We start from the raw sequence: 18,770 nt of genomic DNA, 5'->3' as shown, positions 1-18,770 counted from the left end.
GGAATTCGCGGTCGCGGCTTGCGCCGCTCCTACAGGGAGCTTGGCGAGAGAAAGTGACCCGCACGCGCAGCGGGCGGGAGCCGTTGACCTTCGGGGCAGCCATGCAGAGCAAGGGCAACAGCAGATCCCCAACCGCCCTGCCCACGCAATAGCCGGAGTTCGCGATCGCGGCTCACGCCGCTCCCACAGAAAGCCAGCCCGTTCGGATCCTGCGACGTGGCTGGAATTCGCGGTCGCGGCTTGCGCCGCTCCTACAGGGAGTCCGGGCGAGAGAAAGCGCCTTGTCGCGTGCCGCGGCCTGCCCGCGGCGTGCCGCCGCCCACGCGTGCGTCCGCGAATCCGCCGATGAGCCGAGAACCAGAAGCCGCGGATGCGAAAAAGCCCGGCGAGGCCGGGCTTTTTCGTCGAGCACAACCTGCGGCTCAGCGCACGCGCCCGCGCCGGAACAGATTGACGATGCCCAACAGCACGATCGCGCCGACCAGCGACAACAGCAGACCGTTGATGCTGAAATTACCGTCGTTGATATCGCCCGCGCCCAAGCCCAGCACGCCGCCCAGCCAACCGCCCAGGAAGGCGCCGACGATGCCGACGATGATGTTGAGGAAGATGCCCTGTTGGCCGTCGGTCTTCATGATCATGCTGGCGATCCAGCCGATGACGCCGCCTACGACCAGCCAAATGATGATGCCCATCATGATCGTGTCTCCTCTTCGTTCACAGGACGCCCGATGCGTATTCGCGCCGATCGACACCGGTCGTCGGCCGCTCCGGGACACGATCAGTCTGGGCGCGGCTTCGTGATGGCGATGTCTGCGCGGAGGCGTGCGCGTCACGCGGCGTAGACACCTCGCGCGCGGTTCAGCCGCCGTTGCCGTGCAGCAGTTGCAGCAACAGATCGCGCGGCAGTTTGCCGGTCTCGTTGCGCGGCAGCGCGTCGACGCGACGCAGCGGCCGCGGCAGGAACACCGGATCGATGCTCGCGCGCAGCGCATGCAGGATGCCCGCCTCGTCCAGGCCGGGCGCGACCGCGAGCGCCGCGATCCGGCGCACCGCGCCCTCGGCGGCATCGAGCTGGAACACCACGCCGTCCTCGACGCCGTCGATGGCCAACAGTTTGCGGGTGAGATCGCCCAGCGAGGCGCGCTTGCCGGCGATCTCGAGCAGGTCGGCGCTGCGGCCGCGCAAGACGAAGCGTCCGTCGGCGCCGACCTCCATCAGGTCGGCCAGCACCACCGCCTCGGGCAGGTGCGGCGCATGCACCGCGGTGCCGTCGGGCTGCGGCGACACGCGCACGCCCGGCAGCGGCGTCCAGGCCTGTTCGCGCGCGGTGCGGCGGCGCGCGATCACGCAGGTTTCGGTGGAGCCGAACACTTCGCGCACTTCGCAGCCGTAGCGCGTCTCCGCGGCCAGGGCCAGCTCCTGCGCCAGCGGCGCGGTGGCCGAGACGATGCCGGCCAGCGGCGGCAGCACGATGCCGGATTCGACCAGCGCGCGCAGGTGCACCGGCGTGGTGACCAGCAAGGGCGGCGAAGGCGCGTCGGCCAGGGCGCGGGCGACGTCGTCGGGGAAGAACGGGCGCGCGGCGTGCACCGCGACCGGGCCCAGCAGCGGCAGCAGCACCGACATCTCCATGCCGTACATGTGCTGCGGCGGCACGGTCGCGACCAGCGGCGTGATCGCACCCGGCGCGAGCAGGTCGTCCAGCGCGGCCAGGTTCTGCGCGGTGCTGGCGCGAAACGCGCGCCAGGTCTTGGGATTGGGCTTGGGCTGGCCGGTGCTGCCGGAGGTGAAGCCGATCGCGACCAACGCCCCGGCGGCGATCGTCGGCGGCGGACCTTCGGCCTGCGCGAGCGCGTCGGGCAGGCGCCAGTAGCGCGGCGGCGAAGGATCCAGGGCGCCGTCGCCCAGGCAATAACTGTCGGCGTGCTGGGCGAGCGCGTCGCCGATCACCGCCGGCGCGCGCGAGGACGGCAACAGCGTGGTCTGCCCGCGCAGCGCGGCCGCGCAGAACGCGACCAGGAAGCGATAGCGGTCCTCGCACAGATTGATCGCGTAACGCGCCGCCGGCAGCGCCGCGGCCAGCGCGCGCACCTCGCCTTCGAAGCGCGCCTGCGCGATCGCGTCGTTGCGCGCGTACGCGAGCAGTCGTGCCTGTGTTCCGGTCACCAGGGCGACGCGTTCGTCCCCCGGCACCGCATCGTGATCAACAACCGCTGACATCGTTCGCCATTCGTTACTCCGACCGCATCCCCGCACAGGACCCGGCGCCGACGGCCTGCGCCGCCTCCCCTTAAGCGCCGGCCTTGCGGCGGCGGCATCGATCGCGGCCAGCGCCGCGTCCCCTGCTTTAGCTTACGCTGGCGCGCCGGCGTTCCGCCAAACGCCACGTTCATGTCCCTGAGCCAGCCATGACTTCGCCCGCCCCGCCCCCATCGCCGCGCTGGACCTGGCAGCCGCACACGCCCGGCCATGCCGCCGAAGCGCAGGCGCGGGCCTGGTTGGCCGGACAGCTGGGCACCTTGCCGCACAGCCTGGGCCTGGGCCGCGACGAGCGTCAGCGGCCCTACCTGCAAGCGCCCTATCAGGCCTGGGACTGCAACTGGAGCCACAGCGGCGACAGCCTGTTGATCGCCCTGACCGAGCACGGCCGGGTCGGGGTCGACCTGGAACGGCTGCGCCCGCGGCCGCGCGCGCTGGCGGTGTCGGAGCGTTACTTCACCGCCGCCGAGACCGCCTGGCTGGATGCCCAGCGCGAGCGCGACCGCGCCTTCCTGCGCCTGTGGTGCCTGAAGGAAGCGGTGCTCAAGGCGCACGGCCACGGCCTGTCCTTCGGCCTGCACCGGCTGCGCTTCGAGGAACACGAGGGCGTGCTGCATCTGGTCGACAGCGACCCCGCGCTGGGTTCGCCGCGGGAATGGCGGCTGCAGGAGCTGACGCCGGCGCCGGGCTACGTCGGCGCCCTGGCCTGGCGCCCGCGTCCGGGCGCGCCGGCCGAATCCCTGGACAGCGCGCGCTGAGCCGGTCGCCGCCATCGGCGATACTGTCGCCAATGAACGCACCCGCCCCCCTCCCGCCCGGGCTCCGTCGCGAGCTCGAAGCCGGCTTGTCCGCGCTGGCCCTGGATCCGGCCCTGGCCGCGCCGCTGCTGGACTACCTGGCCCTGCTCGCGCGCTGGAACCGCACCTACAACCTCACCGCCGTGCGCGATCCGCAGGAGATGGTGACCAAGCACCTGCTCGATTCGCTGGCCATGCACCCCTACGTCGACGCGATCGCGCAGCGCGGCGGCGCCCTGGCCGACCTGGGCACCGGCGCCGGCCTGCCCGGCATCCCGCTGGCGATCGTCAAGCCGGGCCTGCGCGTGAGCCTGGTCGAGAGCAACGGCAAGAAGGCGCGCTTCATGCGCGAGGCCCTGCGCACCCTGGAACTGAAGGACGCGCGCGTGGCCGAATCGCGGATCGAGGCCTTCGACGAGCCCGGCGCCTACGACGCGATCACCGCGCGCGCGCTGGCGACCCTGCCGCTGATCCTGGAACTGGGCGGCCACCTGCTCAAGCCCGAGGGCGTGCTGCTGGCGATGAAGGGCGCCCACCCGGTCGAGGAGATCGCGGCCCTGCCCGCGGGCTGGACGCTGCGCGCCTCGCACCCGCTGGCGGTGCCCGGGCTGGACGCCGAGCGCCATCTGGTCGTGGTCGCCCGCGCCGGGGCCGGCCTCGGGCCGGACGCGGACCGAATTCCGGCATGACGGAGCGCGAACGCGCCCCGTCCGGGCATAATCCCCAGTCCGACCGGCGCCCGGCGCCGTCCGGCCACATCACACAGCCCGTATAGCAGGGGACGAGCCGCATGGCCCGCATCATCGCCGTCGCCAATCAGAAAGGCGGGGTCGGCAAGACCACCACCGCGGTCAACCTGGCCGCCGCGCTCGCGCGCGCGCCCAAGCGCGTGCTGCTGGTCGACCTGGATCCGCAGGGCAACGCCACGATGGGCAGCGGCATCGACAAGCGCACGATCGAGGATTCGATCTGCGACGTGATGCTGGGCGAGACCGACGCCGCCTCGATCCTGCTGCGCACCCCGGAAGACTTCGACCTGCTGCCGGCCAACATCGAGCTGACCGCGGCGGAAATCCGCCTGATGGGCGAGGACGCGCGCGAGCAGCGCCTGAAGGCCGCGCTGACCCCGCTGCGCGCCAACTACGACTACATCCTGATCGACTGCCCGCCGGCGCTGTCGCTGCTCACGCTCAACGCGCTGACCGCCGCCGACTCGATCATCGTGCCGATGCAGTGCGAGTACTACGCGCTGGAAGGCATCAGCGCCCTGCTCGACACCATCAACGCGCTCAAGGCCCGGCTCAATCCCGAGCTGGAGATCGAAGGCGTGCTGCGCACCATGTTCGACGTGCGCAACAACCTGGCCAACGCGGTCTCGGCCGAGCTGACCAATCACTTCGGCGACCGCGTGTTCCGCACCATCGTGCCGCGCAACGTGCGCCTGGCCGAGGCGCCCAGCCACGGCCAGAGCATCGTCGGCTACGACAAGGCCAGCCGCGGCGGCATCGCCTACCTCGGCCTGGCCGGCGAAGTGCTGCGCCGCCAGCGCGAGCGCGAACAGGCCGCCAAGACGGCGCAACGCGACCACAAGGAGACCGTGGCATGAGCGCGGCGAAGAAGCGCGGCCTCGGCCGCGGGCTGGAAGCCCTGCTCGGCCCCAAGGCCGCCGCCGAGGCCCCGATCCTGGAAGCCACCGAAGCCGACGTGATGCGCACCCTGCCGGTGGACGCGCTGACCGCCGGCAAGTACCAGCCGCGCAAGACCTGGGACCACGACAAGCTCGCCGAGCTGGCCGAGTCGATCAAGGCCCAGGGCGTGATCCAGCCGATCGTGGTGCGCGACATCGGCGGCAAGCGTTACGAAATCATCGCCGGCGAGCGCCGCTGGCGCGCGACCCAGCTGGCCGGGCTGACCGAAATCCCGGTGGTGATCCGCGAAGTCGACGACCGTACCGTGGTCGCGATGGCGCTGATCGAGAACATCCAGCGCGAAGACCTCAACCCGCTGGAAGAGGCCAACGCGCTGCAGCGCCTGATCGACGAATTCGACCTCACCCACGCCCAGGCCGCCGAAGCGGTCGGCCGTTCGCGGGTGGCGGTCTCCAACCTGCTGCGCCTGCTGGAACTGCCGGCCGAGATCCGCGTGCTGGTCGAGACCCGCGCCCTGGACATGGGCCATGCGCGCGCGCTGCTGACCCTGGCCCCGCAGGCCGCGATCGCGCTGGCGCGCCAGGCCGCCGAACTGGGCTGGTCGGTGCGCGACGTCGAGCACCGCGTGCAACAGCTGGCCGCGGGCAAGGTGCCCGGCAGCGGCAAGCCCAAGCCGGCCAAGGCCAAGCCGCAGGCCGACATCGCCACGCTCGAGCGCGAGCTGTCGGAATCGCTGAACACCAAGGTCAACGTGCTGCACGGCCGCGGCGGCAAGGGCCGCCTGGTGATTCACTACAGCGACCTGGACTCGTTGGATGGCGTGTTGGAAAAGTTGCGCGGCAAGGTCGAATGACGGCCGCGCCACGGCGCGGACGGGCCTCGGGGGGAGGCGGCGATGACGGACAGCAAGAAGGCCGAGGTGGTCAGCCTCAGCGGTAGCCCGATCTACCATTACGACCAGGCGCCCGAGTGGGAGCCGGTCCAGGGCGAGATCTGCCTGGAGCGCATTTCCGAGCACATCGAAGCCCACCTGGGCCCGATCGGCAGCGTGTTCCACGAGCTGGTCTCGGACCTGGTCCATATCGACGTGCATTTCCTGCCGGCCAACGAGCGCTACCCCTACGTGCGGCTGGTGACCTCCGGCATGAGCGACCTGGCGATGGCGGTGCCCGAGGGCTCCGACGCGCCGCGCCACCTGGAGCTGATCGCGACCCTGCCGGCCGACTGGCGGCTGGACCAGGCCTCGATGCAGGACGAGCGCTGGTACTGGCCGGTGCGGCTGCTGAAGATGCTGGCGCGGTTTCCGCACAAGCACCGCACCTGGCTGGGCTGGGGCCACTCGATCGCCAACGGCGACCCGCCCGAGCCCTATGCCGCCGGCACCCGCCTGGACTCGGCCATCCTGCTGCCCTCGGTCAGCGTGCCCGACGATTTCCACCGCCTGCGCATCGACGACGACAAGCAGATCCAGTTCCTGGCCGTGGTGCCGCTGTACCCGGAGGAGCGCGAGCTCAAGCTGCGCAAAGGCACCGACGGCCTGCTGGACAAGTTCGCCGACCTGGACGACATCATCGACCCCAAACGGCGCAACGTCGCCAAGAAGCGCTTCGGCCTGTTCTGACCGCCAGGCACGATAAGCTCAGGCGACACGGCCGCCTCGTTCCACCGATTACCCAACCAAACCGTACCCCACCCAAGGAGATGCATATGAAACGGATAGCCTTCGCGGCCCTGCTGCTGGCCCCGTCCCTGGCTTTCGCCCAAGCCGGCGCGAGCTGCCCCAACCTCAACAACGCCGACCTGGCCTGGACCCAGCGCCAGGGCGACGACTACACCTTGTGCTATCTGGAGCTGCCGTCCGCGATCGCTGCCGGCAAGGGCTTCGGCGTGTACCTGGGCGCGCGCAGCTTCAAGCCGGAAAAGAACAACCGCGCCGAGAAGGGCACGGTCGGCAGCCAGGCGGTGGTCTGGTACAAGAAGGCCAGCGCCACGCGCCCGTACTCGCGCGAAGCCATCATCGCCCTGCCCGGCGACAAGCCCAAGAGCAAGGTCCGCGTCTATGTCTGGATCGACGCGGCCAGCCAGGACGAACTCAACGAAGCCTTCGGCCTGGCCAAGCAGCTCGCGGTGAAGTGACGCGACCGGCGCGGCGGGCTCCGGCGGGCGCGGAGTCTGCTGCGCTTCAGGCGCGGGCGGCCAAGCTGTCGCCCGCGCACCGGTCGCAGCGGCCCCGACGCGGTTCCGACCCGGGTTCGCGGACACTGTCGATACGGTAACCGCCGCCAGCGCATGCTTCCCGCCCCCGAATCCGCCACCATCGCCCCATGACCATCCTCGTTACCGGCGCCGCCGGCTTCATCGGCAGCTACGTCTGCCGCGCCCTGCGCGCCCGCGGCCAGGCCGTGGTCGGGCTGGACAACTACAACGACTACTACGACCCGCAGCTCAAGCGCGACCGCGTCGCCGCGCTGTGTCCGGACACCGACATCCGCGCGATCGACCTGGGCGACCGCGACGGCCTGGCCGCGCTGTTCGACGAGTTCGCGCCGACCCAGGTGATCCACCTGGCCGCGCAGGCCGGCGTGCGCTACTCGCTCACCCATCCGCACGCCTACGTCGACAGCAACCTGGCCGGCTTCGTCAATCTGCTGGAGCTGTGCCGCCACCGCGGCGTGCAGCACCTGGTCTACGCCAGTTCGTCCTCGGTCTACGGCGATTCGGCGGTGGCGCCGTTCTCGGAAGACCAGCGCGTGGACCGCCCGCGCTCGCTGTACGCGGCCACCAAGGCCGCCAACGAGCTGATGGCGCACACCTACGCCCACCTCTACGGCCTGCACGCCACCGGCCTGCGCTTCTTCACCGTCTACGGCCCCTGGGGCCGGCCCGACATGGCGCCGCTGCTGTTCTCGCGCGCGGTGCTGGCGGGCCGCCCGATCGAGGTCTTCAACCACGGCCGCATGCGCCGCGACTTCACCTGGGTCGAGGACATCGTCGCCGGCGTGCTCGGCGCGCTCGCGCATCCGGCCCAGGACGATCCGCCGCACCGGGTGTTCAACCTGGGCAACCACACCCCGGTCGAACTGGAGCGTTTCATCGGCGTGATCGAGGCCGCGGCCGGCCGCGCCGCCGAAAAGGTCTACAAGCCGATGCAGCCGGGCGACATGATCGAGACGATGGCCGATACTGCGCGCGCCAAGGCGGCGTTCGGGTTCGAGCCGACGACTTCGATCGAAACCGGGCTGCCGCAGGTGGTCGCCTGGTGCCGGGATTATTTCGGCGCCCGGGCCTGAAGCCACGCCGCCCCGCCGCACCGGAGCGGGCGCGCACGCTGTCCGCCCCTCTCCCGGTGCGCAGAGGGCATTGCACCGCCAATCCCGGCTCCGATGAGCCGCGACGAGTCCGTTAGATGACCGCAAGCCATACGCCGCAACTGTCCGTCGTCGTCCCCGTGTTCAACGAGCAGGACAACGTCGCCCCGCTGATCCACGAGATCACCGCCGCGCTGCGCGGCCGCGCGCCCGACGACGGCGGCGACTTCGAGATCGTCTACGTCGACGACCGCTCGCGCGACGGCACCCTGGACGCGCTGCGCGCGCTGAAGGCGCAGGTGCCCGAACTGCGCGTGGTCCACCACCTCAGCCAGAGCGGCCAGAGCACGGCGATCCGCAACGGCGTCAAGGCCGCGCGCGGCGCCTGGATCGCGACCCTGGACGGCGACGGCCAGAACGATCCGGCCGACATCCCCAAGCTGCTGGCCAAGCGTGCCGAGTCGGCGCCCGACATCAAGCTGTTCGCGGGCTGGCGGGTGAACCGCCAGGACTCGGGCAGCAAGCGCTGGGCCTCGAAATGGGCCAACGCGATCCGCAGCCGCATGCTGCGCGACGACACCCCCGACACCGGCTGCGGCATCAAGCTGTTCGAGCGCGAGGCCTTCCTCGACCTGCCGCACTTCAACCACATGCACCGCTACCTGCCCGCGCTGATGCAGCGCGCCGGCTGGAAGACGGTCAGCGTGCCGGTCAACCATCGCGCGCGCTCCACCGGCGTGTCCAAGTACAACAATCTCAACCGCGCCCTGGTCGGCATCAGCGACCTGCGCGGCGTCGCCTGGTTGATCAAGCGCGGCAAGGTCACCGCCACCGAAGAGGTCTGAGCCGCATGGACTTCATGAATTCGCCGATCGAATGGCTGGCCTGGACCGGCCTGCACATGTCGCCGTGGAAGCTGATCGGCCTGACCGGCGCGCTGATGTTCGGCGGCCGCTGGCTGGTCCAGTTCCTCGCCAGCAAACGCCAGGGCAAGCCCGTGATCCCGCGCGCGTTCTGGTACATGAGCCTGGTCGGCAGCGCGATGACCCTGAGCTACTTCGTGTTCTCGCAGAAGCAGGACTCGGTGGGCGTGATCCAGAACCTGTTCCCGGCCTTCACCGCCGCCTACAGCCTGTACCTGGACATCAAGCATCGCGGCTGGCGCCGGGATCGGGCCGGGCACTGAGTTCGGCGAGTCCCGGCGGCGCGGCGCGCCTCCGGCTTACCGCCCCGACCCGTGCAGCCGGAGGCCGCGCTGACAACCGCGCCGTCGCGCGCCCCTCAGTCGTAGTGCTCGATCTCGTCCGGCATCCGGACCCAGGCGTGCCGGCGGACCTCGTAGACCGAGTGACGCGGCGGCGGGAACCCCGGATCGGCGAAGGCGCCCACCGCGACCGAGATCGAGTCCGGCATCGACTGCGGCTCCCAGTACACGGTCGAGCCGCAGGCGGGGCAGAAATGGAAGCGGGCCGTGGTGCCGCTGTCGCCGGTGCGCTCGAAGCGCCCGGACTCGCCCTCCAGCCGCCGCACCCGCTCGCGCGGGTAGCGCGCCTGCACCGCGAACACGCTGCCGGTACGGCGCTGGCACTCCAGACAGTGGCAGACCGAAATCCGCACCGGCTCGCCCTCGCAGGCCAGTCGCAGCTGGCCGCAGGAACAGGTGGCTAGACGGATCATGGGCACCTCGGGTCGGTCTGGGAGGGGTCGACGGCCCAAAGAATACCGCGACGGCCGGCCCGAGCGCCCTGACCGGCGCCCAAGTTCTTGTCCAGGCTTGAATTTTCCGGCATAATGCGCGGCTCGCTGTGTCCGACCCACCCCTAGGGGCAGGTCCGAGCGGTTCCGGAAGCGCGATTCCGGCCGCCTCGATCGGCTGAGGTTTCCACCCGTGTCGCGCGCTGTCCGCGGAGTTCCGCGCCGACGGCGGGGCCGCCGCCTCCCTGGCCAAGGGAAGCATCCAATCCTTTCGAGGTGCACATGTCCCGCGTATGCCAAGTAACGGGCAAGCGAACGACGACCGGCAACAACGTCTCGCATGCCATGAACAAGACCCGCCGCCGCTTCCTCCCCAACCTGCACGAGCGCCGCTTCTGGGTCGCCAGTGAGAACCGTTGGATCAAGCTGCGTGTTTCCGCCAACGCCATGCGCACCATCGACAAGAACGGCATCGACGCCGTTCTGGCCGATCTCCGCGCCCGCGGCGAAAAGATCTGAGGACCTGACCCATGGCTTCCAAGCGCGACAAGATCCGTCTGATCTCTTCGGCCAACACCGGTCACTTCTACACGACCGACAAGAACAAGAAGAACACCCCGAACAAGATGGAGGTCAAGAAGTACGACCCCGTCGTTCGTAAGCACGTGATCTATAAGGAAGGCAAGATCAAGTGACCTTCCGGCCCGTTCGCGCGGCGCGCGAACGGCTTTGCCGGAAGGCCATCCCCGCGAAGGCGGGGATCCAGGCCTCCGAGAAACCCGCCCGCAAGGCGGGTTTCTTTTTGCCTGCGATTCGAGTTCTTCGGCGCAACATCGCTCCCGTGGCCGCCCGCTAAAGTCACTGGATCCCCGCCTTCGCGGGGATGACGGCAAAAAAAGCAAAAACCGCGTTGGTCGCCCAGGCCCAGCTACGCATCGTCTCCTTCGAATGCGCTCCGCTTTAACCCCTCTCCCGCCTGCGGGATGAGGACAGCGCTTGCGAGAACGCCCGGCCGCTGTGCGGTCGGGCTGGGGTGAGGGCCGCCCGCCTACGACTTTCGTAGCCCCCAAGCCGCCCCCGTCCCGCCCGCCGTACACTCGCTAGTCCGAACGCGGAGTAGCCCTGCGGTGATCCCAGGCTGGATATTGCTGCTGGTGTCGGCCGGCTACGTCGGCCTGCTGTTCGCGGTCGCCTACTACGGCGACCAGCGCACCGCGCGCACGCCCAAGCTACGCTGGCTGCGCCCGGCCGTGTATTCGCTGGCGCTGGCGGTGTACTGCTCGTCCTGGACCTTCTACGGCGCGGTCGGCACCGCCGCGCGCACCGGCCTGGGTTTCCTGCCGATCTACCTGGGCCCGCTGCTGATGCTGGCCTTCGGCTGGCGCATCCTCGAACGCCTGGTGCTGATCTCCGGCGAGCACCGCATCGTCTCGATCGCCGACTTCCTGTCCTCGCGCTACGGCCGCGCGCCCGGCCTGGCCGCGCTGGTGGCCGCGGTCGCGCTGACCGCCGCGGTGCCCTACGTCGCCCTGCAGTTCAAGGCCGTGGCCATGAGCGTGGAGGTGCTGGCCGGCGTGCCGTCCGACGCCAGCCTGCTCGCCGACCCGGCGTTCTACGTCGCCCTGATGCTGGCGGTGTTCGCGATCCTGTTCGGCACCCGCCAGATCGATGCCACCGAACACCACCACGGCATGGTGCTCGCGGTCGCGCTGGAGTCGCTGGTCAAGCTGGTCGCCTTCGTCGCGATCGGCGTGTTCGCGCTCGCCCACCTGCCCGGCGACGGCAACCTGGCCGCGCGCGTGGGCCAGGCCGCGCGGGTGGTCACCGAGCCCGGCTTGCCGCCGGGCTTCGTCGCCCAGACCCTGCTGGCCTTCGCCGCAATCCTGTGCCTGCCGCGCCAATTCCATGTCGCCGTGGTCGAGTGCCAGGACCCCAACGATCTGCGCCCCGCGCGCTGGCTGTTCGGCGGCTACCTCGCCCTGATCAGCCTGTTGGTGGTGCCGATCACCCTGACCGGCCAAGCCGTGCTCGGCGGCAGCTCGGTATCGCCCGACACCTACGTGCTGGCCCTGCCGCTGGCGCTGAAGCAGGAAACCCTGGCCCTGATGGTCTACATCGGCGGCTTCTCGGCCGCGACCGGCATGGTGATCGTCGCCAGCGTCGCCCTGGCCACCATGGTCAGCAACGACCTGATCGTGCCGCTGCTGCTGCGCAGCGGCGCGTTGCGCGAAACCCAGGGCATCGACCGCCAGGTGCTGTGGGTGCGGCGCGCGACCATCCTGGTGCTGGCGATGATGGCCTACGCCTACCACCGCGCCTCGATCGGCGCCGACAGCCTGGCCCAGCATGGCCTGCTCGCGTTCGCGGCGGTCGCGCAATTCGCGCCGGCGCTGATCGGCGGCCTGTACTGGCGCGGCGCCAGTCGCGCCGGCGCGTTCGCCGGCCTGCTCGCCGGCGCCTCGCTGTGGCTCTACACCCTGCTGCTGCCGGCCTTGGCGCGGGTGGGTTGGCTGGACACCGGCTGGATCGAGCACGGCCCGCTGGGCGTGTCCTGGCTGCGGCCGGAGCAGTTGTTCGGCTTGACCGGTTGGGACGCGCTGACCCACGGCACCTTCTGGTCGCTGCTGTTCAACATCGGCGCCTTCCTGTTCGTCTCGGTGCGTCAGCGCCCGCGCCTGCAGGACCAGCTGCTGGCGGCGACCTACCTGGACCCCTACGTGCAGCGCCCCGCGCTGGGACCGGGCGGCTGGGCCGGCAGCGTGCGCAGCGGCGAGCTGCTGACCCTGGCCGAACGCATCGTCGGCGAACGCCATGCGCGGCGCGCGTTCGAGGAGTACGCGCAGGCCCAGGGCCGCCCCTGGCTGCCCGACCAGCCCGCCGATCGCGCCCTGGCCCAATTCACCGAACGCCTGCTGGCCTCGGCGATCGGCGCGGCCTCGGCCCGCCTCACCCTGACCAGCGCGCTGCGCGGTTCGGGCATGGAACTGGGCGAAGTGGTGGCCCTGCTGGACGAGGCCAACCAGGAACTGCGCTTCAACCGCCAGGTGCTGTCGACCACCCTGGAGAACATCAGCCAGGGCGTGAGCGTGGTCGACCGCGACATGCGCCTGGTGGCCTGGAACCGCCGTTATCAGGAATTGTTCGACTACCCCGACGGCATGCTCTACGTCGGCCGCCCGGTCAGCGACCTGATCCGCTGGAACGCCGAGCGCGGCGAGATGGGTTCGGGCGACATCGATGCGCAGGTGCGGCGCCGCCTCGCCCACCTGCGCGCGGGCGCCTCGCACGTGTTCGAGCGCGTGCGCGCCAACGGCCAGGTGATCGAGATGGTCGGCCGCCCGCTGCTGGGCGGCGGCTACGTCACCAGCTACAGCGATGTCACCGACTACAAACGCGCCGAGCAGGCCCTGCGCGAAGCCAACGAAACCCTGGAGCAGCGCGTCGAACTGCGCACCCAGGAAGCCGAGGCCGCGCAGCAATCCAAGACCCGCTTCCTGGCCGCGGTCAGCCACGACGTGCTGCAACCCCTGAACGCCGCGCGCCTGTTCACCACCGCGCTGCGCGAAACCACCGACGCCGACGAGCAGACCCGCCTGGCCGAACGCGTCGACGCCTCGCTGCGCGCGGCCGAGGATCTGCTCGACGGCCTGCTCGACGTCTCGCGCCTGGACGCCGGCGCGCTGCGCCCGGAACCCACCGATTTCGACGCCGGCGAACTGCTGCGCGAGCTGGCTGCGCAATACGCGCCCAGCGCGGCCGGCCGCGGCCTGCAGCTGCGCGTGCGCGTGCCGATGGAAGAAATGCCGGTGCGCAGCGACCGCCGCCTGCTGCGGCGCGCGCTGCAGAACTTCATCGCCAACGCCTTCCGCTACACCCGCGAGGGCGGCGTGCTGATGGCCGCGCGCGCGCGCCAGGGCCAGGTCGAACTGCAGGTCTGGGACACCGGCCCCGGCATACCCGAGCACCACCTGGAGCAGATCTTCGACGAGTTCCGGCGTTTCGATCAGCCCGGCGTCGGCGGCGAGCGCGGCCTCGGCCTGGGCCTGTCGATCTGCCAGCGCATCGCGCGCACTCTGGACCATCCGCTGCGCGTGCGCTCGCGGGTCGGCCGCGGCAGCGTGTTCTCGATCGCCGTGCCCTGCGGCCGTACCGCGCGCGTGCGCATCGCCGCGGCGCCCGCGATCGCCGACTCCCTGGCCGGGCTGCGCGTGCTGTGCGTCGACAACGATCTGGAAATCCTGGACGGCATGCGCACCCTGCTCGGGCGCTGGCAGGCCACCGCCCTGGTCGCGGCGACGGTCGACGAAGCCCTGGCCCTGATGGATCAGCGCCCCGACGTCGCCCTGATCGATTTCCACCTGCACGACCGCCTCGACGGACTGGGCGTGGTCGAGGCCCTGCGCGCGCGCGCCGGCCGCGCCCTGCCGGCGGCCCTGCTCACCGGCGACGGCAGCGACGCGCTCAAGCTGGCCGCGCGCGAACGCGGCTGCCGGGTGCTGACCAAGCCGATCAAGCCGGCCTCGCTGCGCGCCTTCCTGGCCGCGCAGCGGCAGACCGTGCAGGTCTGAACGCGCGCATTCCTAGGCTATCGGTGCGCAGCGGCGCGATGCCTTCAACGCGATGCCTTCAAGCGGAGGGCCGCTAGCTCGCGTCCGGCGCAAAGCGCGCGGCTTCGCAATAGCGCTTCAATGCGACGAGGGCGATTTCCCAGTAGTAGTTGATATGCCCGTACACGGCGTAGTTGCCCAGGTTGCTCAAGGCCAGGTCCACGCGTGTGGCATCGTCCGAGCGCGTCAGTTCGAAGCGCAGCACGACATGGTGCTCGAGCAGATCGGGGAACGCCCGCCGCGAGAGCGAACTCCAATGCGTGTACTGCAGCAGGCGCGGCGGCTCGAAGGCCTGGACCACGCCCCGATTCTCGAAGCGCAGACGGCCGTGCAGCAGACCGCGGAACACCACCGGGCCGCCCAGCGCCCAATCGGTCTCCGCGGCGAAGTCCTCGTCCGACATCCAGGTTTCCAGCGCGCGCGCCTCGGTCAAGGCGCGCCAGACCCTGTCGGGCGGCGCCTGGATCACGATGGCTTTCTCGACGCGCTGCGGGTAGCTGCCATCCGCTTCGGCGGTCATACGCGGGCACCCGCGCTGTCGGCGCGCATCAGCCTTCCGTCCAAGTGACCGCAAGCTCCGTAGGCGCGATCGACAAACTGAGACCGAGCGGAAACCGCGAATGCTCGCCGCGCGTCAGGTCCAGCTCCACCCGTTCGCCGTCCTGGGCGCGGACGGTGAATGCGCCGCTCGCGAATGCGGCGATCATGTTCTCGGCATCGGCAGGCGACCAGTACGTCGACACCGCCGCGAACAATCGGCGCAAGGCGATTCGGTTGTCGGGCCGCCGATCGGAGGGATAGCGAAGCCTGACCGTCGTCCCCAGATCCACGCAACCTCCGTGGGCCACGCTCAGCACGCTGCCGTCGGCGCTGCGCCAGGACACCATGCGCAGGTCTTCGCTCATGCGTCCGCCCGGATGGCGCGCGGCCATCCGGGCGACCTGCTTGATCTGATAGTCCTGGTCGAAGGTGCATTCGTCCTCGCCGGCACGCAGCGACGGACTCGTGCACAGGACCAGCAACGCGCACAGCATCGATAGCTTGCGAGATCCCACACGGACTCCGTTACGCATGCCGGGCACCAAGGCGGGCTCCAATCGTACAAGAGCACCTCTTGCCTGCGCAGCGACGCCCGGCTACTCGCTCTCTTCCGCTGGCAGCACGATCGTGCCCGGGTCCAGGGCCAGGCGCCCGGCGATCAGCACCGCCTGGGTGCGGTTGTTGGCGCCGAGCTTGCGCAGGATCGCGGTCACGTGCGCCTTCACAGTGGCCTCGGACACGCCCAGCTCGTAGCCGATCTGCTTGTTGAGCAGGCCGGCGCCCAGCATCTGCAATACGCGGAACTGTTGCGGGGTCAGGTCGCGCAGGCGCTGCGCGGCGTCGTGTTCGTCCTCGGCCGCGGCCGGCGCCGACAAGGCCGCCGCCGGCGCCCAGCGATCGCCGGCGAGCACGCTGGCGATTGCCTCGCCCAGGGTCGCCGCGTCGGCCGACTTGGGGATGAAGCCGACCGCGCCATGATCCAGCGCGCGCCGCATCACCGCCGGCTCCTCGCGCGCCGATACCACCACGATCGGCAGCTGCGGATGCAAGGCGCGCAGATGCACCAGGGCGCTGAAGCCCTGCGCGCCGGGCATGTTGAGGTCCAGCAGCAACAGGTCGGCGTCGGACTCGGCCTCGACCAGTGCGTACAGCGCGTCGACGCTGTCGGCCTCGCGCAGCGAGGCATCGGGCAGCACCCGCGCCACCGCGCCGCGCAGGGCTTCGCGGAACAGCGGGTGGTCGTCGGCGATCAGCAAGGTGGCCACGGCTGCGCTCCTGGGTAGGGGTTTTCTGAGTCCGACACGCAGCATGTACCGACTGCCTCAAACCGAGCGTGGCGCGATGCAATAGCCGCATGCAACCGTACCGACGCCAGCTCAAACACCCGGCACGTCGATTGCGGACGGCCATGACCGACGCCGAACGGACCCTGTGGTTTCGGCTGCGCAGGAAGCAGATCCTGGGCGTTCAGTTCTATAGGCAGAAGCCGCTGTTGAACTTCATCGTGGACTTTTACGCACCGGTCGCTGGTTTGGTGATCGAAGTGGACGGGAATCAGCACTTCGATGATGTCTGCGCACTTTCCGACATTCGCCGCGCCGCTGCTTTGGCTGAGCGAGGTTTGCGTGTGCTGCGATTCGACAACAGACAGGCGCTGTTGGAGACCGAAAGCGTTATGTCGGTGATTTTGGAAATGGTGGCGCAGCGATTGCGGTTGCCTTGCGGAAATCGCTAAAGGCAAATCCCCCCTGCCCCCCTTTTTCAAAGGGGGGAAAAACAGAGGCGCCGGGGTTGGGGACGATGTACTCGAAACGCCGCGCGAAGCCACAAACGGCGATGCATCCAGTCCCCCCCCTTTGAAAAAGGGGGGTTAGGGGGGATTCGCTTTTGCCCCGCCCGATCACTTACCCAACCGATCGTTGACCAGGCTGTCCACCACCGACGGATCCGCCAGGGTGCTGGTATCGCCGAGCTGGTCCGGCGCGTTCTCGGCGATCTTGCGCAGGATGCGGCGCATGATCTTGCCCGAGCGCGTCTTGGGCAGGCCCGGCGCCCACTGCAGGTGATCGGGGGTGGCGATCGGGCCGATTTCCTTGCGCACCCAGGCCACCAGTTCCTTGCGCAGGTCCTCGCTGGGCGCCTCGCCGGCGATCAGGGTCACATAAGCGTAGATGCCCTGGCCCTTGAGGTCGTGCGGGAAGCCGACCACCGCGGCCTCGGCGACCTTGGGGTGCAGGACCAGCGCGCTCTCGACCTCGGCCGTGCCGATGCGGTGGCCGCTGACGTTGATCACGTCGTCGACGCGGCCGGTGATCCAGTAGTAGCCGTCGGCGTCGCGGCGGCAGCCGTCGCCGGTGAAGTAGCTGCCCGGATACGTCTTGAAGTAGGTCTCGATGAAACGCGCATGGTCGCCGTAGACGGTGCGCATCTGGCCGGGCCAGGAATCCAGCAACACCAGGTTGCCCTCGGCCGCGCCTTCGAGCGCGGCGCCGTTGGCGTCGACCAGGGCCGGCTGCACGCCGAAGAAGGGCTTGGTCGCCGAGCCCGGCTTGAGGTCGATCGCGCCGGCCAGCGGGGTGATCAGGATGCCGCCGGTCTCGGTCTGCCACCAGGTGTCGACGATGGGGCAGCGCGAATCGCCGACCACCTCGTAGTACCAGCGCCAGGCTTCGGGATTGATCGGCTCGCCCACCGAGCCGAGCAGGCGCAGGGATTTGCGCGAGGTGCGCGCGACCGGCTCGTCGCCGTCGCGCATCAACGCGCGGATCGCGGTCGGCGCGGTGTAGAAGATCGTGACCTGATGCTTGTCGATCACTTCCCAGAAGCGCGACACGTTCGGATAGTTGGGCACGCCCTCGAACACCAGCGCGGTCGCGCCGTTGGCCAGCGGCCCGTACACGATGTAGCTGTGGCCGGTGACCCAGCCGACGTCGGCGGTGCACCAGTAGATGTCGTCCTCGCGCAGGTCGAACACCGCTTCGTGGGTGTAGCTGGCGTAGACCAGGTAGCCGCCGGTGGTGTGCAGCACGCCCTTGGGCTTGCCGGTGCTGCCGGAGGTATAGAGGATGAACAACGGATCCTCCGCGTTCATGCGCTCGGGCTCGCAGGTCTCGGGCTGGCCATGGACCACCGCGTCGTACCAGCGGTCGCGCGGCATCTGCATGTCGACCGCGGCACCGGTATGGCGCACCACCAGCACGGTCTCGACCGAATTCGTCCCCGGCAGCTTCAGCGCGGCGTCGACGTTGGCCTTGAGCGGAATCTTCTTGCCGCCGCGCAGGCCTTCGTCGGCGGTGATGATGAGCTTGCTGCCGCAGTCGGCGACGCGGTCGGCGATCGAGTTGGGCGCGAAGCCGCCGAACACCACCGAGTGGATCGCCCCGACCCGCGCGCAGGCCAGCATCGCGACCACGGCCTCCGGGATCATCGGCAGGTAGATGGTGATGCGGTCGCCCTTGCGCACGCCCAGCGCGCGCAGCGCATTGGCCAGGCGGCAGACCCGCGCGTGCAGGTCGCGGTAAGTCACGTGCTCGGCGGGCAGGTTGGGGTCGTCGTGCTCGAACAGCAGCGCGGTCTTGTCGCCGCGCGTGGCCAGGTGGCGGTCCAGGCAGTTGACGCTGGCGTTGAGCTCTCCGTCCTCGTACCAGCGGATGCGGAAATCGTCCAGGGCGTAGTTGACGTCCTTGATCTTGGTCGGCGGCCGGTACCAGTCCAGACGCTGCGCGACCCGGGCCCAGAACGCCTCGGGCTGCTGCACCGACTCGGCGTAAAGGCGCTCGTAGTCTTCCCGCGTGATCCGCGCCTGGGCGGCGAAGTCCGCGACAACGGGATAGACGGTGGCGGGTTGGTTCATGGGGCGCTCCGGCGGTTGGACATGGGACGGGTCGAGGTGGAAGGGGGGTGGACCGACTA

The 18,770-nt window shown here is 69.9% G+C and carries 20 protein-coding genes; 13 read left to right on the top strand and 7 right to left on the bottom strand.

All coding sequences use genetic code 11. The annotated features are described in order from the left end of the window. Positions 1–422: 422 nt before the first annotated feature. A complete protein-coding gene (locus tag V1318_RS20730; protein ID WP_332941667.1) occupies positions 423–695 on the bottom strand; it encodes a GlsB/YeaQ/YmgE family stress response membrane protein in 273 nt (90 codons plus the stop codon). Positions 696–861: 166 nt separating this feature from the next. Continuing rightward, the gene (locus V1318_RS20725) at positions 862–2,223 is read right to left on the bottom strand and encodes an AMP-binding protein (RefSeq protein ID WP_332941666.1); all 1,362 of its coding nucleotides are present in this window, start codon (positions 2,221–2,223) and stop codon (positions 862–864) included. Between the two features lie 188 nt (positions 2,224–2,411). Between V1318_RS20725 and V1318_RS20720 the strand changes: the two genes are divergently transcribed. The 9 genes from V1318_RS20720 (at position 2,412) to V1318_RS20680 (ending at position 9,202) form a co-directional block, all read left to right on the top strand. Next, a complete protein-coding gene (locus V1318_RS20720) occupies positions 2,412–3,020 on the top strand; it encodes a 4'-phosphopantetheinyl transferase superfamily protein (protein ID WP_332941665.1) in 609 nt (202 codons plus the stop codon). Between the two features lie 32 nt (positions 3,021–3,052). Continuing rightward, positions 3,053–3,748: a 16S rRNA (guanine(527)-N(7))-methyltransferase RsmG gene (rsmG, locus tag V1318_RS20715; protein WP_332941664.1), complete on the top strand. Its 696-nt coding sequence runs from the start codon at positions 3,053–3,055 to the stop codon at positions 3,746–3,748. A gap of 101 nt (positions 3,749–3,849) precedes the next feature. Then, positions 3,850–4,665, top strand: a complete 816-nt coding sequence (locus V1318_RS20710) for an AAA family ATPase (protein ID WP_332941663.1) — start codon at positions 3,850–3,852, stop codon at positions 4,663–4,665. Beyond that, positions 4,662–5,561 carry a ParB/RepB/Spo0J family partition protein gene (locus tag V1318_RS20705; protein ID WP_332941662.1) on the top strand — a complete coding sequence of 300 codons (900 nt, stop codon included), beginning with the start codon at positions 4,662–4,664 and terminating at the stop codon, positions 5,559–5,561. Before V1318_RS20710 ends, V1318_RS20705 begins: the two co-directional genes overlap by 4 nt. 42 nt (positions 5,562–5,603) lie before the next feature. Next, on the top strand, positions 5,604–6,329 hold the full coding sequence (locus V1318_RS20700; RefSeq protein ID WP_332941661.1) for a suppressor of fused domain protein: 726 nt from the start codon (positions 5,604–5,606) through the stop codon (positions 6,327–6,329). An 86-nt stretch (positions 6,330–6,415) separates the two neighbouring features. Next, on the top strand, positions 6,416–6,844 hold the full coding sequence (locus V1318_RS20695) for a hypothetical protein (RefSeq protein WP_332941660.1): 429 nt from the start codon (positions 6,416–6,418) through the stop codon (positions 6,842–6,844). 188 nt (positions 6,845–7,032) lie between these two features. After that, entirely contained in the window at positions 7,033–7,998 is a 966-nt protein-coding gene (locus V1318_RS20690; RefSeq protein ID WP_332941659.1) for an NAD-dependent epimerase/dehydratase family protein, read from the top strand. Positions 7,999–8,114: 116 nt separating this feature from the next. After that, positions 8,115–8,861: a glycosyltransferase family 2 protein gene (locus tag V1318_RS20685; protein ID WP_332941658.1), complete on the top strand. Its 747-nt coding sequence runs from the start codon at positions 8,115–8,117 to the stop codon at positions 8,859–8,861. A gap of 5 nt (positions 8,862–8,866) precedes the next feature. Then, positions 8,867–9,202: a lipid-A-disaccharide synthase N-terminal domain-containing protein gene (locus V1318_RS20680; RefSeq protein WP_332941657.1), complete on the top strand. Its 336-nt coding sequence runs from the start codon at positions 8,867–8,869 to the stop codon at positions 9,200–9,202. A gap of 95 nt (positions 9,203–9,297) precedes the next feature. On the opposite strand, the gene V1318_RS20675 is transcribed toward V1318_RS20680, so the two are convergent. Continuing rightward, positions 9,298–9,693, bottom strand: coding sequence for a GFA family protein (locus tag V1318_RS20675; protein ID WP_332941656.1), 396 nt, complete (start codon positions 9,691–9,693; stop codon positions 9,298–9,300). A 300-nt stretch (positions 9,694–9,993) separates the two neighbouring features. Here V1318_RS20675 and rpmB point away from each other — a divergent pair, with 300 nt between their 5' ends. The 3 genes from rpmB to V1318_RS20660 all read left to right on the top strand — a co-directional run bounded on the left by rpmB (position 9,994) and on the right by V1318_RS20660 (position 14,279). After that, positions 9,994–10,230 carry a 50S ribosomal protein L28 gene (gene rpmB, locus V1318_RS20670; RefSeq protein ID WP_055907473.1) on the top strand — a complete coding sequence of 79 codons (237 nt, stop codon included), beginning with the start codon at positions 9,994–9,996 and terminating at the stop codon, positions 10,228–10,230. Between the two features lie 11 nt (positions 10,231–10,241). Next, on the top strand, positions 10,242–10,406 hold the full coding sequence (gene rpmG, locus V1318_RS20665; RefSeq protein ID WP_036168663.1) for a 50S ribosomal protein L33: 165 nt from the start codon (positions 10,242–10,244) through the stop codon (positions 10,404–10,406). Positions 10,407–10,838: 432 nt separating this feature from the next. Further along, positions 10,839–14,279 carry a PAS domain-containing hybrid sensor histidine kinase/response regulator gene (locus V1318_RS20660; protein ID WP_332941655.1) on the top strand — a complete coding sequence of 1,147 codons (3,441 nt, stop codon included), beginning with the start codon at positions 10,839–10,841 and terminating at the stop codon, positions 14,277–14,279. A 73-nt stretch (positions 14,280–14,352) separates the two neighbouring features. On the opposite strand, the gene V1318_RS20655 is transcribed toward V1318_RS20660, so the two are convergent. The 3 genes from V1318_RS20655 to V1318_RS20645 are packed head-to-tail and all read right to left on the bottom strand — an operon-like array spanning position 14,353 to position 16,123. Further along, a complete protein-coding gene (locus V1318_RS20655) occupies positions 14,353–14,838 on the bottom strand; it encodes an SRPBCC domain-containing protein (RefSeq protein WP_332941654.1) in 486 nt (161 codons plus the stop codon). Between the two features lie 28 nt (positions 14,839–14,866). Beyond that, a complete protein-coding gene (locus V1318_RS20650; protein ID WP_332941653.1) occupies positions 14,867–15,403 on the bottom strand; it encodes a hypothetical protein in 537 nt (178 codons plus the stop codon). Between the two features lie 51 nt (positions 15,404–15,454). Continuing rightward, the gene (locus V1318_RS20645) at positions 15,455–16,123 is read right to left on the bottom strand and encodes a response regulator transcription factor (protein ID WP_332941652.1); all 669 of its coding nucleotides are present in this window, start codon (positions 16,121–16,123) and stop codon (positions 15,455–15,457) included. An 89-nt stretch (positions 16,124–16,212) separates the two neighbouring features. Between V1318_RS20645 and V1318_RS20640 the strand changes: the two genes are divergently transcribed. Beyond that, positions 16,213–16,593: an endonuclease domain-containing protein gene (locus tag V1318_RS20640; protein ID WP_332941651.1), complete on the top strand. Its 381-nt coding sequence runs from the start codon at positions 16,213–16,215 to the stop codon at positions 16,591–16,593. A gap of 165 nt (positions 16,594–16,758) precedes the next feature. On the opposite strand, the gene acs is transcribed toward V1318_RS20640, so the two are convergent. Next, positions 16,759–18,711 (bottom strand): acetate--CoA ligase, encoded by a 1,953-nt coding sequence (gene acs, locus V1318_RS20635; RefSeq protein WP_332941650.1) that lies wholly within the window; start codon positions 18,709–18,711, stop codon positions 16,759–16,761. Positions 18,712–18,770 lie beyond the last annotated feature (59 nt).

It is taken from the genome of Lysobacter sp. CCNWLW3, assembly GCF_036697405.1.
Lineage (GTDB): Bacteria > Pseudomonadota > Gammaproteobacteria > Xanthomonadales > Xanthomonadaceae > Lysobacter.
The sequence above is the reverse complement of the archived record's forward strand: the minus strand, read 5'-3'. Positions and strand labels throughout refer to the sequence as shown.